15 protein-coding genes are annotated in these 16,202 nt (G+C 60.7%); 11 read left to right on the top strand and 4 right to left on the bottom strand.

All coding sequences use genetic code 11. From position 1 onward, the window contains the following. Nucleotides 1-13 precede the first annotated feature (13 nt). The 8 genes from ACQZ5N_RS09230 (at nucleotide 14) to ACQZ5N_RS09265 (ending at nucleotide 8,826) form a co-directional block, all read left to right on the top strand. Entirely contained in the window at nucleotides 14-1,528 is a 1,515-nt protein-coding gene (locus ACQZ5N_RS09230) for an amino acid permease (RefSeq protein ID WP_003522809.1), read from the top strand. A gap of 64 nt (nucleotides 1,529-1,592) precedes the next feature. Continuing rightward, the gene (locus tag ACQZ5N_RS09235) at nucleotides 1,593-2,960 is read left to right on the top strand and encodes a glutamine synthetase family protein (RefSeq protein ID WP_003494807.1); all 1,368 of its coding nucleotides are present in this window, start codon (nucleotides 1,593-1,595) and stop codon (nucleotides 2,958-2,960) included. Between the two features lie 18 nt (nucleotides 2,961-2,978). Continuing rightward, nucleotides 2,979-4,367, top strand: a complete 1,389-nt coding sequence (locus ACQZ5N_RS09240; protein WP_448732744.1) for an aldehyde dehydrogenase family protein — start codon at nucleotides 2,979-2,981, stop codon at nucleotides 4,365-4,367. Continuing rightward, nucleotides 4,364-5,509, top strand: a complete 1,146-nt coding sequence (locus ACQZ5N_RS09245; protein WP_448732745.1) for an iron-containing alcohol dehydrogenase — start codon at nucleotides 4,364-4,366, stop codon at nucleotides 5,507-5,509. Before ACQZ5N_RS09240 ends, ACQZ5N_RS09245 begins: the two co-directional genes overlap by 4 nt. 18 nt (nucleotides 5,510-5,527) lie before the next feature. Next, nucleotides 5,528-5,902 carry a hypothetical protein gene (locus ACQZ5N_RS09250; RefSeq protein WP_448732867.1) on the top strand — a complete coding sequence of 125 codons (375 nt, stop codon included), beginning with the start codon at nucleotides 5,528-5,530 and terminating at the stop codon, nucleotides 5,900-5,902. A 162-nt stretch (nucleotides 5,903-6,064) separates the two neighbouring features. Next, nucleotides 6,065-6,781 carry a ParA family protein gene (locus ACQZ5N_RS09255; RefSeq protein WP_080851348.1) on the top strand — a complete coding sequence of 239 codons (717 nt, stop codon included), beginning with the start codon at nucleotides 6,065-6,067 and terminating at the stop codon, nucleotides 6,779-6,781. Between the two features lie 145 nt (nucleotides 6,782-6,926). Further along, nucleotides 6,927-7,574, top strand: coding sequence for a TetR/AcrR family transcriptional regulator (locus tag ACQZ5N_RS09260; protein ID WP_080853121.1), 648 nt, complete (start codon nucleotides 6,927-6,929; stop codon nucleotides 7,572-7,574). Between the two features lie 46 nt (nucleotides 7,575-7,620). Further along, nucleotides 7,621-8,826 carry an MFS transporter gene (locus ACQZ5N_RS09265; protein WP_020813639.1) on the top strand — a complete coding sequence of 402 codons (1,206 nt, stop codon included), beginning with the start codon at nucleotides 7,621-7,623 and terminating at the stop codon, nucleotides 8,824-8,826. A gap of 72 nt (nucleotides 8,827-8,898) precedes the next feature. Here the strand turns inward: ACQZ5N_RS09265 and ACQZ5N_RS09270 are convergent, their stop codons facing one another. Then, nucleotides 8,899-10,287, bottom strand: coding sequence for a L,D-transpeptidase family protein (locus ACQZ5N_RS09270; RefSeq protein ID WP_020813638.1), 1,389 nt, complete (start codon nucleotides 10,285-10,287; stop codon nucleotides 8,899-8,901). A gap of 155 nt (nucleotides 10,288-10,442) precedes the next feature. Here ACQZ5N_RS09270 and ACQZ5N_RS09275 point away from each other — a divergent pair, with 155 nt between their 5' ends. The 3 genes from ACQZ5N_RS09275 to ACQZ5N_RS09285 all read left to right on the top strand — a co-directional run bounded on the left by ACQZ5N_RS09275 (nucleotide 10,443) and on the right by ACQZ5N_RS09285 (nucleotide 12,122). Continuing rightward, nucleotides 10,443-11,276: an aldose 1-epimerase family protein gene (locus tag ACQZ5N_RS09275; protein ID WP_448732746.1), complete on the top strand. Its 834-nt coding sequence runs from the start codon at nucleotides 10,443-10,445 to the stop codon at nucleotides 11,274-11,276. Nucleotides 11,277-11,393: 117 nt separating this feature from the next. After that, complete coding sequence (locus tag ACQZ5N_RS09280; RefSeq protein WP_003494827.1) at nucleotides 11,394-11,732, top strand: protein tyrosine phosphatase family protein; 339 nt, start codon at nucleotides 11,394-11,396, stop codon at nucleotides 11,730-11,732. 48 nt (nucleotides 11,733-11,780) lie between these two features. Continuing rightward, entirely contained in the window at nucleotides 11,781-12,122 is a 342-nt protein-coding gene (locus tag ACQZ5N_RS09285) for a RidA family protein (protein WP_003494829.1), read from the top strand. A gap of 224 nt (nucleotides 12,123-12,346) precedes the next feature. On the opposite strand, the gene ACQZ5N_RS09290 is transcribed toward ACQZ5N_RS09285, so the two are convergent. The 3 genes from ACQZ5N_RS09290 to caiB form a co-directional block, all read right to left on the bottom strand. Further along, nucleotides 12,347-13,099 carry a HugZ family pyridoxamine 5'-phosphate oxidase gene (locus ACQZ5N_RS09290; RefSeq protein WP_448732747.1) on the bottom strand — a complete coding sequence of 251 codons (753 nt, stop codon included), beginning with the start codon at nucleotides 13,097-13,099 and terminating at the stop codon, nucleotides 12,347-12,349. Between the two features lie 188 nt (nucleotides 13,100-13,287). Next, nucleotides 13,288-14,940: a thiamine pyrophosphate-binding protein gene (locus ACQZ5N_RS09295; RefSeq protein ID WP_448732748.1), complete on the bottom strand. Its 1,653-nt coding sequence runs from the start codon at nucleotides 14,938-14,940 to the stop codon at nucleotides 13,288-13,290. After that, nucleotides 14,937-16,139 carry a succinate--glutarate CoA-transferase gene (gene caiB / locus ACQZ5N_RS09300; protein ID WP_448732749.1) on the bottom strand — a complete coding sequence of 401 codons (1,203 nt, stop codon included), beginning with the start codon at nucleotides 16,137-16,139 and terminating at the stop codon, nucleotides 14,937-14,939. The genes ACQZ5N_RS09295 and caiB overlap by 4 nt, the downstream gene beginning before the upstream one ends. Nucleotides 16,140-16,202 lie beyond the last annotated feature (63 nt).

The following is a 16,202-nucleotide window of genomic DNA, read 5'->3' on the forward strand; positions in this document are numbered from 1 at the left end:
AGGAGAGAAGGGCATGGACAGTTCATCATCAGGCGTCAGCTACAAGAAGGCTGATGCATCCTATTTCGAAAAACGCGGACTATCCCGTTATGCGGGCGTGTGGTCGCTCTGGTCGCTCGGCGTCGGCGCGGTCATTTCCGGGCATTTTTCCGGATGGAATTTCGGCTTTTCCACCGGCGGCTGGGGCGGCATGCTGGTGGCCGGCATCATCATCGCCATCATGTATCTCGGGCTGACATTTTCGATTGCGGAAATGAGCCCGGCCTTGCCGCATACCGGTGCGGCCTATTCCTTTGCCCGCACGGCCATGGGCCCATGGGGCGGCTTCATCACCGGGCTTTGCGAGAATGTCGAATATGTGCTGACGCCGGCGGTCGTCGTCACCTTCATCACGGCCTATGTGAACTCCATTCTCGGCCTCGACCCGGCCTATTCACCCTTCGTGTGGATAGCATTTTATGCGATATTCCTTGCGCTCAATGTCTTCGGGCTTGAGCTTTCCTTCAAGGTGACGCTGGTCATCACGCTGATTTCGCTTGCCGTTCTGGTGTTCTTCTGGATCAGCGCCATTCCCAACATCGATTTTTCGCGTTTCGCGCTCAATATCGGTGTCGGCCCTGACGGCAAGGCGGTGGAGCTGCCTGAGGGCGGCGGGTCCTTCTTCCCCTTCGGGTTCTCGGGCGTTCTCGCCACGCTGCCTTTCGCGGTCTGGCTGTTCCTCGCCATCGAGCAATTGCCGCTGGCGGCGGAAGAATCGGTCGATCCCAAGCGCGACATGCCGAAGGGCATCATTCTCGGCATGGTGACGCTGATGGTTTCGGCCTTCATGATCGTATTGCTCAACCCATCCCTGCCGGGCGTCGGCGCCTTCCATCTCAGCTCCTCGCTTGAGCCGCTGCTCGATGGCTTCAAGGCGATCTATGGCGATGGCGGAGTGGTGGTGCTGGGTCTCGTTGCCTTGACCGGCCTGATCGCCAGCTTCCACACGATCCTCTATGCACAGGGCCGGCAGATCTATTCGCTGTCGCGTGCGGGTTACTTCCCGACCGTGCTGTCGATCACCCATTCCAAGTACCGCACGCCATATGTTGCCAACATCACCGGCGCGATTGTCGGCTTGGCGGTCATGCTCGTCATCTGGTTCGCGCTGGGTGCGGAACAGGGCGGCAGCATCATCGGCAGCGTGCTTTTGAACATGGCCGTATTCGGTGCGATGTTCTCCTACATCATGCAGGCGATTTCCTTCATCCTGCTCCGGAAGAACCTGCCGCATATCGAGCGGCCGTTCCGTTCGCCCTTCGGCATTCCGGGCGCGGTGCTGACGGTCATCATCGCCATCGTGACATTGCTTTACCAGATCCAGGATCCGAACTTCACCAAGGGCGTGCTCTGGGTCGCCGTCTGGTTCGCCGTGGCGATCGCCTATTTCGCCTTTGTCGGACGCCACCGCCTCATCCTGTCGCCGGAAGAGGAATTCGCGCTGGAGCACAAGCAGGCTGCGGTTGCCGCAGCGGCTGCAAAGGCCTGATTTTCAAACAAACGGGCGGCCGCATTCCGGCCGCCCGGTCACGACAATAAAGGGAACGGACAAAATGACGAGCTACACATTCGACGCGCTTAAAATGGACGTCGCCGAGGGGCGCATCGACACGGTTCTGGCCTGCCTTGTCGACATGCAGGGGCGTCTGATGGGCAAACGGTTCCAGGCGGAGTTCTTCGTTGAAAGCGCCTTTGAGGAAACCCATAGCTGCAACTACGTGCTTGCCACCGACATGGAGATGGAAACCGTTCCCGGTTACAAATCCTCCAGCTGGGAAAAGGGTTATGGCGACTATGTGCTGAAGCCCGATCTTTCGACGCTGCGGCGCGTGCCGTGGCTGGAAGGCACGGCGCTGGTGTTGTGCGATGTGCTCGATCATCACACCCATGAAGAAGTGCCGCATTCGCCGCGCGCGCTCTTGAAAAAGCAGGTGGCGCGGCTGGAGGCCATGGGGCTGAAGGCCTATATGGCGACCGAACTGGAATTCTTCCTGTTCGACCAGACTTTCGATGCGGCGCGCGCCAACGGCTACAAGGGCCTGAACCTCGCCAGCGGTTATAATGAGGATTACCATATCTTCCAGACGACCAAGGAAGAGGATGTCATGCGGGCGCTGCGCAAGGGCCTGCAGGGCGCCGGCATTCCGGTCGAAAACTCCAAGGGCGAAGCATCCGCAGGTCAGGCGGAAATCAACGTGCGTTATGCCGATGCGCTGACCATGGCCGACCGGCACGCCATCATCAAGAACGCCACCAAGGAGATTGCGTGGTCCAAGGGCAAGGCGGTGACCTTCCTCGCCAAGTGGAATTACAACGCCGCCGGCAGCTCCTCGCATATTCACCAGTCTCTCTGGAGCGCCGACGGCAAGACGCCTGCTTTCCTCGACAAGGACGCCAAGCACGGCATGTCGGAGCTGATGCGGCACTATGTTGCCGGGCTTCTCGCCCATGCCAGCGAGATCACCTATTTCCTCGCGCCCTATATCAATTCCTACAAGCGGTTCATGGCGGGCACCTTTGCACCCACCAAGGCGATCTGGAGCCTCGACAACCGCACGGCGGGATATCGCCTCTGCGGCGAAGGCACCAAGGGTATCCGCATCGAATGCCGCGTCGGCGGCTCGGACCTCAATCCCTATCTCGCCATGGCGGCTTTGCTTGCTGCAGGCATTGACGGCATCGAAAATAAACTCGAACTTGAGCCCGCTTTTGTCGGCGATGCCTATGGCGGCAAGGACGTGCGCGAGATACCCAAGACATTACGTGACGCCACTGCCTTTCTGGACGGATCGAAAATGCTGCGCAACGCCTTTGGCGACGATGTGATCGATCATTACGTCCACGCCGGACGATGGGAGCAGGAAGAATACGACCGCCGCGTGACCGACTGGGAAGTGGCGCGCGGTTTCGAACGAGCCTAATCATTACGGGAAAACATCATGACCATGATCCAGAATATCTCGCCCATCGACGGCTCGGTTTATGCCGAGCGGGAGGCGATGTCGCTGGAGGCGGCGCGCGCCGCCGTTTCGAAAGCGCGCAAGGCGCAAAAGGACTGGGCGCGGCGTCCGCTTGAGGACCGCGTTCAGCTGGTTCTGAAGGGCGTCGCCCGCCTCAATGAAATGGTGGCGGAGGTCGTGCCGGAACTGGCGCACATGATGGGCCGGCCGGTGCGCTATGGCGGCGAATTCAAGGGCTTCAACGAACGCTCCAACTATGTCGCCTCCATCGCCGCCGATGCGCTGGCGCCGCTCGTCATCGAGGAAAGCGGTAATTTCGAACGCCGCATCGAGCGCGAAGCGCATGGCGTGGTCTTCGTCATTGCGCCTTGGAATTATCCTTACATGACGGCGATCAACACCGTCGCACCCGCCTTGATGGCCGGCAATACGGTCGTCATCAAACATGCGGCGCAGACGCTTCTCGTCGGTGAGCGCATGGTGCGGGCTTTTGTCGAGGCTGGCGTGCCTGACGATGTCTTCATCAACGTCTTCCTCGACCATGGCACGACGTCGGCGCTGATCTCCGAGGGTCTGTTCAATTTCGTCAATTTCACCGGTTCGGTGGAAGGCGGCCGCGCCATCGAGCGCGCCGCTGCCGGCACCTTCACCGGTCTCGGGCTTGAACTCGGCGGCAAGGACCCGGGCTACGTGATGGAGGATGCCGATCTCGACGCCGCCGTCGATACGCTGATGGATGGCGCCACCTATAATTCCGGGCAATGCTGCTGCGGCATCGAGCGCATCTACGTCAATGAAAACCTCTATGACGAATTCGTCGAGAAGTCCGTGGCGTGGGTTTCGAACTACAAGCTCGGCAATCCGCTCGAGCAGGAAACCACGCTCGGGCCGATGGCCAACAAGCGGTTTGCCAAGGTGGTGCGGGCGCAGATTGCCGACGCCGTTGCCAAGGGCGCCAAGGCGCTGGTCAATCAGAAGCTTTTCCCCGCCGATGACGGTGAGAGCGCTTATGTCGCGCCGCAAGTGCTCGTCAATGTCGATCATTCGATGGAGTTCATGACCGAAGAAACCTTCGGCCCGGCCGTCGGCATCATGAAAGTGAAGAATGACGATGAAGCCATCGCGCTGATGAATGACAGCAAATATGGTCTCACCGCCTCGCTGTGGACGCAGGATGCCGCCCGGGCCGGGCGCATCGGCCGCGAGATCGAAACCGGAACCGTGTTCATGAACCGCGCGGATTATCTCGATCCCGCCCTTTGCTGGACCGGCGTGAAGGAAACCGGTCGTGGCGGCTCGCTCTCCGTCCTCGGTTTCCAGAACCTGACCCGACCGAAATCCTACCATCTGAAGAAAGTCACGAAATGAATATCGTCGCCAACTGGAGCTATCCCACCGCCGTCAAGCTTGGCCGTGGCCGGATCAAGGAACTGGCGGAAGCCTGCAAGACGCTTGGCATCAGGAAGCCGCTTCTCGTGACGGATCGCGGCCTTGCCAATATGGCGATCACCGCGCATGCGCTCGATGTGCTGGAAGAGGCGGGTCTTGGCCGGGCGATCTTCGCCGACGTCGATCCGAACCCCAACGAGATCAACATGGAAGCCGGCGTGAAAGCCTATCGCGATGGCGGCCATGACGGTGTCGTCGCCTTCGGCGGTGGTTCGGGCCTTGATCTCGGCAAGACCATCGCCTTCATGGCCGGGCAGACGCGTCCGGTCTGGGATTTCGAGGATATCGGCGACTGGTGGACACGCGCGGATGCCGCCAAGATTGCGCCCATCGTCGCCGTGCCGACGACGGCGGGCACGGGTTCGGAAGTCGGCCGCGCCAGTGTCATTACCAATTCGCAGACCCATGTGAAGAAGATCATCTTCCATCCGAAGCTCTTGCCCGGCGTCGTCATCTGCGATCCGGAACTGACGGTCGGCATGCCGAAGGTCATCACGGCGGGCACGGGCATGGATGCCTTTGCCCATTGCCTCGAGGCCTATTCGTCGCCCTTCTATCACCCGATGAGCGCTGGCGTGGCGCTGGAGGGCCTGCGGCTCGTCAAGGAATTCCTGCCGCGCGCCTATAAGGATGGCACGGATATCGAGGCACGCACCAATATGATGGCGGCGGCGGCGATGGGGGCGGTTGCCTTCCAGAAGGGTCTCGGCGCCATTCACTCGCTCTCGCACCCGATCGGTGCGGTCTACAACACCCATCACGGCATGACCAATGCCGTCGTCATGCCGGCGGTGCTGCGCTTCAATCGCCCCGCCATCGAAGACAAGATTGCCCGCGCGGCCGCCTATCTCGGCATTTCCGGCGGTTTCGACGGCTTCTACGATTATGTGCTGGAGCTTCGCAGGGAACTCGGCGTGCCGGAAAACCTGACCGCCATGGGCATCAAGCCGGATCGGATCGACGAGCTGACGGCGGAGGCGATCAAGGATCCGAGCTGTGGTGGTAATCCGGTGCCGATGACGCTCGAGAATACGAAGAAGTTGTTCGAGGACTGCTTTTAAGGGGGCGTTGTGGCAACCATGAGATTTTCAGCATTTTCGCCATTGCTGGCAGTGGCGTTCTTAAGTCTGCCTTTTGTGGCGCAGGCCGCTTCTTTTAAGGAGCTTTCCGGTCAGGGTTACAAAGTCGGAGCCCTATCGAGCAACAAGGCGGGAATCCGGGGATGGAACTTGTCCAAGGGCTCTGACCGCTATTTCTGTGAAATGCGCGCGACTATGGCGTATTCCGGTAAGAATGGCATGGTATCCTTCACCAGCGCCGGACGCATGATCACGCTTGATCGTGCAACAGTTGAGAAAAGGCTGGGCAGTTCCCTGAATTTGCCAAAGTACGAAGATCTCAAAGCCGGCCGCCTGCGCGCGGACGATGTCGGGTCCTGCCGAAAGCTGGCGTGATCAATCGGATGACAGAAGCCCGCGATTTATCGCGGGCTTTTTGTTGTCCCCAAAAACGATCTTAGTCTTTTATTAACCCTGTTCGTTAAGGTTATGGAAAGCACCATGAATTGCTTCGGTGCGTGAATGAGCATGAAACGGCTCTGACCAACAGGGGGTGTCATGTCAGTCATCACTTTCGCCAATACCAAGGGCGGTGCCGGAAAAACGACCGCCGTGCTGCTTCTGGCGACCGAACTCGCCCGCAGCGGCCACCGTGTGATGGTTCTGGATGCCGATCCGCAATTGTGGATTTCCCGCTGGCACGACTTGTCCGGCGAGATCGAAAATCTCTCGGTGATTTCGCATGTGACGATGGCTTCGCTTGAAGGCCATATTCGCGAGAATAAAACCAATACCGACTGTTTCATCATCGACCTGCCTGGGTCGAAAAGCCCTCTGCTGACCATGGCACTCGGTATTTCCGATCACGTGCTGATCCCGGTGCAGGGCTCAGCCATGGATGCGCGCGGCGCTGCCGAGGTTCTGGATCACATCGAATTCCTGAACCGCAAGATGGGCAAGGCTATCGCCCATTCCATCGTCCTGACACGGGTCAACGCCATGGTGGCGACGCGCTCCCTGCTGCTCGTCAAAATGCTGTTGGCGGAAAAGAACGTCTCGGTGCTCAATACGCCGATTGTCGAGAGAGCGGCCTATCGCGATATTTTCGACTATGGCGGCACGCTTCTCTGTCTCGATAAGGACAAGGTCAGCAATATCGACAAGGCGGTGGAGAACGCGAAAGCCTTCGCCACCGAAGTCGTCGGCCTGCTGCCGAAACGTCTTTTGCGGCTCGGCACGCAACCCGCGCGCCTTTTCACCCGCAAGGCTGCCTGAAACATTGATTTCGGCGTTCTATCCGTCTGCGGTCTTCATCACCGCAGACGGATGGTAATGCCTTGGACCATTGGCCGCCGTTGAGCTTGTCCGGGCATCAGTCGATGCTTTTCTGGGACGGTTTCATTATTCGCTTGATTTGGAAATGATCGTTTCCTATATTCCGGCCATGAGCGATATCAACCAGACCCATTCACCGGAACAGCGCCATCGCGGCAGGCCGCGCGAGTTTGACGTCGACCGTGCGCTCGATGGGGCGATCCGCGTTTTTTCGCGACGCGGTTATCATGCCACCTCCGTCGGTGATCTCACCGATGCGATGGAACTGGCGCAGGGCAGTCTTTACAAGGCTTTCAAGGACAAAAAGGCCATCTTCATCGCCACGATGGAACGCTACAGGATCGTGCAGACCGAGCGTTTCGAGGCGGCGGTGGCCGGTTTCGATACCGGTTATGAGCGCGTTAGGGCGGGCCTGATGTTCTATGCGGAACGGTCATATGGCGGTGTCGGCTCTGACGGATGTCTGGTGGTTGGTGCTGCTGCCGATCTGGCGGCTCTGGATGACGATATTGCAATCGTGGTCGAGCGGGCCGTGAAGGCGAGGGAGCGAATTGTCGCCCGCCTCGTTGCCGAAGGGCAGAAGGATGGTTCCGTGCGTTCGAAGGCCGATCCCGACGATCTCGCCCGGGCGATGCTGTGCATGATGTACGGCATGCGCGTGGTGGGAAAGACGGGGCGCAGCCTCAAAGACATGGTGGCCGTGGTGGATATCGCCATGAAGCTTGCCGATTGATTTTGTGACTATTTAGGAAGCGATTGTTTCCATATTGGAGAAAATGATGACGACGCGTGTAATTGAAGGGGATGATGTCGAGGCAACATCCATTTCCCCGGCCTTGACGTTCCTCTTGGCGACAGCCTGCGGACTGATTGCCGCCAATCTTTATTATGGCCAGCCGCTGGCCGGCATCATTGGGGCGGAACTCGGTCTTTCTGCCGGTGCGACGGGGCTGATCGTGACCCTGACCCAGATCGGTTACGGTATCGGTCTGCTGTTTGTCGTGCCGCTCGGCGATCTCGTTGAAAACCGCAAGCTGGTGGTCAGCGCTGTCGCTATGGCGGTGCTTTCCCTTGTGGCAGCGGCATTCGCGCCGCATGCGGCCCCGTTTCTGATTGCGGCCTTTCTGGTCGGCGTCAGTTCCGTGGCGGTGCAGGTCATCGTTCCCTATGCCGCCCATATGGCGCCGCACGCCATTCGCGGCCGGGTGGTCGGCAATGTCATGAGCGGGCTGATGGCCGGCATCATGCTGGCGCGGCCGGTTTCCAGCCTGCTGTCGGAAGTGGTCTCCTGGCGGGGTGTGTTTCTGACCTCGGCGGCCGTCATGGCGCTTCTTGCCGTGGTGCTTTTCCGGCTTCTGCCCGCCCGTATGCCCGATGCGCGGCTGAGCTATGGGGCCTTGATGGCTTCGATGGGCCGGCTGGCGCTGCACACGCCGATCCTGCGGCGGCGGGCGATCTATCACGCCTTCCTGTTTGCGGCCTTCAGCCTGTTCTGGACCACGACGCCGCTTTATCTGAGCGGACCGCATTTCAATCTGAGCCAGGGTGAAATCGCGCTTTTCGCACTGGCCGGTGCGGCCGGCACCGTGGCCGCGCCGATTGCCGGGCGCATGGCGGATCGTGGCTGGACGCGTGCGGCCACCTTCTTTGCCCTGGTGGCGGTGGCGCTCTCCTTCGCCGTTACGCATCTTGCACCCGAAGGCTCGCATCTGGCGCTCGCCATTCTGGTCGTCGCAGCCATCGTTCTGGATTTCGGCGTCACCACCAATCTGGTGCTTGGCCAGCGTGCCATCTTCACGCTTGGAGCGGAATTCCGCAGCCGCCTGAACGGCATCTATATGGCGACGTTCTTCATGGGCGGCGCAATCGGTTCTGCCGTCGGAGGCTGGGCCTATGCCGTCGGCGAATGGCAAGCCGCCTCGTGGATCGGCTTCGCCTTGCCGGTGGCAGCCCTGCTTTATTTCCTCACGGAAAAACGCGACTGAAACACCACCAAATGAAAAAAAAAGCCCGGCGGACCAAACCGCCGGGCTTTTTCTTTTTTCTTTCGGTCGATCCTATTCCGCGAATTCGACCACGACACCGGGGCGGACCATTTTTGCCAGTTCGGTCGCATCCCAGTTGGTCAGGCGGATACAGCCGTGGCTGTTGGTCTTGCCGATCTTCGAGGGTTCCGGCGTGCCGTGAATGCCATAGGTCGGTTTCGACAGCGCAATCCAGACCGTGCCGACCGGGCCGTTCGGACCCGGCGGAATCTGCAGGATTTTGTCGTTCTGGCCCTGCTTGAAGTTGATCTTCGGATTATAGGTGTAGCCGGGATTGAGCGCGATACGCTCCACCGTGTGCGTGCCGCTTGGCGAGGGCGTGTCCGTGGAACCGATGGTGGCGGGATAGGCGGCGATCAGATTGCCGTCCTGACCATAGGCGAAGACCTGCTTGATGCCCTTATGCGCGACGATGCGGGCGACCTGTCCCTTTTTCGTCTCGCCCGGATTGACGACCTTGATGATGGTGCCGGGAACGGAAAAATCGATGCCGGGGTTCAGTTCCTTCAGATAGTTCTCATCCATGTGGAAGCGTTCGGCGAGCGCTTCCGAAGTCGAGGTGAAGGACAGGGCAGGCAGCTGCGATTTCTCGGCATAGTCGTCCGGGATGGAGGCGACATAGGGGCCGGCGGCGTCGGCGGCGGTGATGGTATAGTCGACGATCGGCATGCCGCCGGAAGCGCGCAGCCGCTCCAGAATGTCATCGGAATTGTTGGGGTCGAGCTTTTCGCCGGTCATGTCCTGCCAGGCGGCAATCGCCTTGTTGACGTTGTCGCCCATCTTGCCGTCGATCACGCCGGGCGAGATGCCTTCACGGTCGAGGAATGTCTGGAGCGCAACGATTTCCTGGCGCGAGCGATTGACCGGCGTTGTCACCGGAGTATGGCGCTCGATCAGGTGGTCCGGCTGCGGAACGGCGGCCGTGGTGCTTTCGCCCGGCATCGGCTGGCCGAGCGGGCCGCTTTCCACCGCACCGGGTGCGGGAACGGAGCCGGTATAGAAATTCTCGTCGGAACCGTCGCCGCGATATTCGCGGTAATCGCGCACGCTGCCATTGTCCTGATAGCCGTAATCGCGTTGCGGTTCACGATACTGGCCGCCGGGGGCGGGCGGATAATAGGTGGTGTCGCGCTGGCGCGCCTGCTGCCGCTGCTGGTAGCCGGAGGGCATTTCGGTGGCGAGGAGATTGCCGTACTGGTCGTAAAACACCGTGCGTCCCATGGAATCGCGGCTGATGACGATATCGCCGCGCTCCGGCATGAAGTCGAGCACGCGACCGTCCGGGGTCACCAGCATCGTCTGCTGATCGCCATAACGCTGCTGCGCGCCAGCCTGTAGCGGGGCGATAGCTGCCGCCAGCGCGACTGTCAGACCCAGAGCTGCGTTAAGAAACTGTTTCACGATTCTGCTATCCCTTGCTTGTTCACCGATAAACACACCGCAATCTTGACCCTATTGTGAAAAAGGTGAATTCGCGGTTAATGCAATCTTAATTTCCGTCACGGTTAGTAGCGTTTCCGTGAAGCATGCGTTTTTAGGGCCACAGGGAGGTTATCTTGCGTTCGTTTCAGGCTGGCAGATCGCCACGCATTTTCCTCGATGAAACCTCCGTTTTCGATATCGGCGCCTGTGTCGTCAATGGCATTGACATCGCGCCCGGCCGCGCCATTCCCGACGATGGCGATGCACGCATCGACCATTCGCTGGAAGGCTTTCTGTTCACCTGCGGCCCCGACCATATCCGCCATCCCGAGCCGATCCATGGCGACGGCGAAGGGCGTCGATATCCGCTGCATGGGTCCTTTTCCTCGCATCCCGCGACGGTCATCGCGTTCGACGTTCATGAGTCCAATGCACTGGCGCGCGTCGAGGTTCCCGTAAAGCTTGCGGATGGCGGCACTGCACTTCTGGAACGGACATGGCGCATCGACGGGGAAAGCGGCGAAGTCAGCCTCGATGACAAGATCGTCAACACCTCGGCGCGGCCGATCCCGGTGTTTCTGATGTATCACATGAATATCGGCGCACGCCTCTTCGACGATGCCGTGCGGCTTGAAGGCGCGATGTTGGAAGGCGGCGGCCACGGCTGGCGTTTCGGCGAAGAGCCGGGCACCGTTTTCTGCGTTCCCGCCGGTGATGACGAGTGGGCGTCGCTCGCGCTCGGACCGATTGCGGCCATCGGCGGGAAGACGCTGACCGTGCGTTTTCGCACGGAAACGCTGCCCTATCTGCAGATGTGGCGCAACCAGCAGGCGCCGGCCAATGTGCTCGGCATCGAGCCGGTTTCGCATCGCTGGGTGGAGCGCGGCGAGCTTGAGGCGGCCGGCGAGTTCAATATTCTCAAGCCGGGCGAAAGCCGTTCCTTCGGCCTGCGCTTTTCCATCCTCTGAACTGTAGCGAATGACGGTGCGCCATCATTGACGCACGGGGTTTGACCGCTTACATCGGATGCGGATTTCAAGGGTGACAGCCAGCGGCGCGGACGCCGGTTTCAGCGGAGGCATGACATGGATATCAGGCGCATAGACGACGAATATTCGGTAACGGGACAGATCAGCGTCGCCGATCTCGACGAGATCAAGGCGCTCGGCTTCAAGTCGATCGTCTGCCACCGCCCTGACGGCGAAGAAGACGGCCAGCCGCTTTTCGCCGATATTGCCGAGCGTGCCGAGCAGCTTGGCCTCACCATCATGCATGTGCCGGTTGGCCGTTATGGCGTCGATGCCGATGCCGTTACCGGTATGGTGGATGCACTGGACGAATTGCAGCGCCCGATGCTCGGCTATTGCCGTTCCGGCGCGCGCTCGACGGCGATTTACGAAAAGACCCACCACCTGCGCGGCTGATTTTCCGCGCATTATTCTATTTTAAATGCCAATCAACAGGAGTTTTCCATGACCATCAAGCGTATCGAGCCGGGCAAGCGCATGAGCGGCGCCGTCGTTCACGGCAACACCGTTTATCTGGCCGGCCAGGTTGGCGAAGGCACGAGCGTTACGGAACAGAGCAAGTCCGCTCTCGCTGAAGTCGACCGCCTGCTGGCCGCTGCCGGTTCGGACAAGTCGAAGATCCTGCAGACCATCATCTACCTCTCCGACATGTCCACCTTCGGCGAAATGAACGCCGTTTGGGAAGGCTGGATCGACCCGGCAAACCCGCCGGCCCGCGCCACCAGCGGTGCACCATTGGCGACGCCGGACTACAAGGTTGAGTTCATCGTGACCGCTGCTCTTTGAGCATCCGTCTGAGTTTTTAAGAAAAGGCCGGGTCGCGGAAAGCGGCCCGGCCTTTTTTGATGGGAAATTCGAAACGTTCGTCTCGTCATCCTCGGGCTTGTCCCGAGGATCCAATCACCTATCGCAAATTGATAGGTAGCGGATGCTCGGGACAGGCCCGAGCATGACGGAGGAGAGGGGATTGTCCCAGATTTGTGAATCGCTTGGAAACTTCACTTCAAAAGCTAAGCAAGCGCCTTCTCAAATTGCTTCAACGTCGTAACCCGCTCCGCAAACCACAGCCTGGCCAGATCGCTGGCCGAGGCGAGATCGATGCCATCCGGGTCGATGGAGGTGATCGTCCAGCGGCCATTCTTTGCGCCGGCCAGAACAGCGAGCCGGGACGCTTCGCCCTTGATGGTGTTGAGGCGGATCGCTTCGCTTTCCGCCGCCGCCATCAGTTCGTCTGCGCCTGACAGATCGGTGCGCAGATCGGCCGGGGTGATGTTGCTGGCATTGCGGGCCGGGCCGCCATTGATCTGCACACCTTCCGTCCGCAGCCGGTAAAGCCGCGTGTCGGGAAGGGAGAGATAAAGTTTCGCTTTGGGGTAACGGGCAATGTAGCGCGCGATGGCGAGCGGCACTTCATCCGGGCCGATTTGTTCCGCCTTGCCCACCAGTGTCAGGCGCGGCAGCGTCAGCGCGTCTCCCCTGCCGAAGGGGGCGAGCGTCAGCGAGATGCGCGCATCCGCCTCCATGTTGCGGGCATGCAGCGTCAGCCCGGCCGCGAAGAAGAAGGGCGTGCCGTCCGGCTCGATGCCGATATTGGTGGCGGTCGTATAGGGATAGCCGCTGACGGGATCGAGGGTTGCAAGCGCCGCCGTGCGGGAAGTGTGCAGGACATCCCGGGCCACGCGCACGGCCTCGAAAGGCGCGCCGGCCGAGGGTTCGATTTTTGCGCCGCGCGGGGTGATGACGGGAGGGGCTGCATCCGGCATGTCGTTTCCTGATCCAAAGGGCTGCTGAAGAAGTGTGAGACCCATCCTTCGTCATGCTCGGGCCTGTCCCGAGCATCTGCAACCGATGAACTTTACGATACGTGATTGGCTCCTCGGGACAGGCCCGAGGATGACGTCGTGCGAGCGTCAGGATTTACACCATGCCGGAGCCGTGTCCATGCGTAATATCAGCTTCCGGTCCTGATCTGCGTCAGGGTACGCGTCGGCGTGATGGCTTCGGCATCCAGCTTTACCTCGATGATGGCGGGCTTGCCGCTGGCCCGCGCCCGTTCGAAGGCGGCGGCGAAGTCTTCGGTCTTTTCCACCGTTTCGCCGTGGCCGCCATAAGCTTTGGCAAAGGCGTTGAAATCCGGATTGACAAGATCGGTGCCGCTGACACGGCCGGGATATTCCCGTTCCTGATGCATTCGGATCGTGCCGTAGGTGCCGTTATTGACCAGCACGGTGATGATCGGCAGGCCGTACCGCACGGCGGTGATGAATTCCTGCCCATGCATCATGAAACAGCCGTCACCGGCAAAGCAGATCACCTCGCGTTCCGGGAACAGATGCTTGGCCGCGACCGCCGCAGGCAGGCCGTAACCCATCGAGCCCGATGTCGGAGCCGATTGCGTGTTGAAGCGACGGAAGCGGTGGAAGCGATGGACCCAGGTGGCATAGTTGCCCGCGCCATTGGTGAAGATCGCATCCTCGGGCACATTGGCCTCGATCCAGTCCATGATCGGACCCATCTGCACAGCGCCGGGGCCGGTCTTCGGTGGGGTGGACCAGGTGAGATAGGCCGCATGCATGGCGGCGGTGCGATCCGCCCATTCGGCGCTGCCGGAAAGTGCGATGGAGGAGAGGGCGGCGATAAAATCATCCGGTGCGGCGCAGATTGCCAGATCGGGACGGTAAACGCGGCCAAGCTCTTCGGCTTCCGGATAGATATGGATGAGTTTCTGCGACGGGTAGGGGATGTCGAGCAGCGTATAGCCGGAAGACGGCATTTCGGAGAGGCGGCCGCCGAGCAGCACCACGAGATCGGCCTCCTTGATCTCCTTGGCCAGCGCCGGGTTGATGCCGATGCCGACATCGCCCGCATAGGAGGGGCTCAGATGATCGAACAGCATCTGGCGGCGGAAGGAACAGCCGACAGGCAGCTTGTTGTTTTCCGCAAAAGCCTTGAAGCCTGCGACGCTTTCCTCGGACCAGCGTGTGCCGCCGATGATGAAGACCGGGCGCTTCGCCTCATCAAGCATTTTTGCGAAGGCGGCCATCTGTGACGGACCGGGATGCGCCTCGACAGGGGTATAGGGCTTTGCCTTGGGCGCTTCGACCTCTTCCACCAGCATGTCTTCGGGCAGCGTCAGCACCACCGGGCCGGGGCGGCCGGAGGTGGCGACGGCGAAGGCGCGGGTGACGAATTCGGGAATGCGGCGGGCATCGTCGATCTCACCCACCCATTTGGCGAATTCGGTGAAGGCGCGGCGATATTCCACTTCCTGAAACGCCTCGCGCTCACGCGCTTCGCGCTGAACCTGACCGATGAAGAGGATCATCGGAATGGAATCCTGTCTTGCGATGTGCAGGCCGGCCGAGGCGTTGGTGGCGCCCGGTCCGCGCGTCACCATGCAGATGCCGGGTTCGCCGGTCAGCCGACCCCAGGTGTCGGCCATCATGGCGGCGCCGCCTTCCTGGCGGCAGACCACGGTTTCGATGCCGCTTTCATAAAGCGCATCCAGCACGGCGAGATAGCTTTCGCCCGGAACGCAGGAAACGCGGGAGACGCCATTGGCCTTCAGCGCTTCGACGATCAACTGTCCGCCTGTTCTCTTCATGGCGTCGTGGTCCTTTCGATGTTTTCCAGTTCGGCCAGCACCTGCGCCTGATGTTCGCCGAGCTTGGGGCTCGGGCGTTCATAACGCAGCGGCGTTTGCGACATGATAATGGGTGTGCGGACACCGGGGATGACGGTGCCGTCTTCCGCCTCCAGATCAACGCGGAGGCCGCGCGCCTTCACCTGCGGATCGGCGAACATTTCCTCAATGGAATTGATCGGCCCGGCCGGAACGGCGTTCTTTTCGCAGGCGGTCAGAAGATCGCGCTTCTGCCATTTCAGCGTTTCGGTGGAAACGATCCGCCGGACTTCCGCTTTGTGGGCCACGCGGGCCTTGTTCGTCGCGTAACGTTCGTCATCGGCAATCGCGCCGATGCCGAGGATGGTGCAGAGGCGGCGGAACTGACCGTCATTGCCGACCGCGAGGATCAGGAAGCCGTCGGCCGTCGGCACCACCTCATAGGGGGAAATATTCGGGTGGGCGTTGCCGAGCCGAACGGGCGGCTTGCCGGAAATCAGGTAATTCATGTTCTGGTTGGCGAGCACGGCCGATTGCACATCGAGAAGCGCCATGTCGATATGCTGGCCTTCGCCGGTGCGGATGGCGTGGATCAGCGCCGCCTGAATGGCCGATACGGAATAGATGCCGGTGAAAATATCGGCCACCGCCACGCCCGCCTTCATCGGCTGGCCGTCGGCTTCGCCCGTGATCGACATGAAGCCGGACATGCCCTGCACGATGTAGTCGTATCCGGCGAGATCGGCATAAGGCCCGGTCTGGCCGAAGCCGGTGATGGAGCAATAGATCAGCTTCGGATTGAGCGCCTTCAGGCTCTCGTAGTCGAGGCCATATTTGGCAAGCCCGCCGCGCTTGAAATTCTCGATGACGACATCGGCGGTGCGCACCAGCCGGCGCACCAGCTCGCAGCCCTCGGGCGTCTTCAGATCGGCGACGATGGAGCGTTTGCCGCGATTGGTGGCGTGATAATAGGCGGCGGAGAGGTTTTCCCCATCGTCGCTTTCGACGAAAGGCGGTCCCCATGCGCGGGTATCGTCGCCGCCCTCGGGGTTTTCCACCTTGATGACGTCGGCACCCATGTCGGCCAGCATCTGCCCCGCCCAGGGACCGGCCAGAACACGCGCCAGCTCGATGACGCGAATGCCTGATAGCGGCGGTTTCCTGTTCGGCATGTCGGTCATCGGTCCCCCGGTATCTTGTGTCTGCCGGTTTATAGACCGCTGCTTGCCGCGTCGCATGTGATT

The sequence above is a fragment of the Agrobacterium sp. 22-221-1 genome (assembly GCF_053522445.1).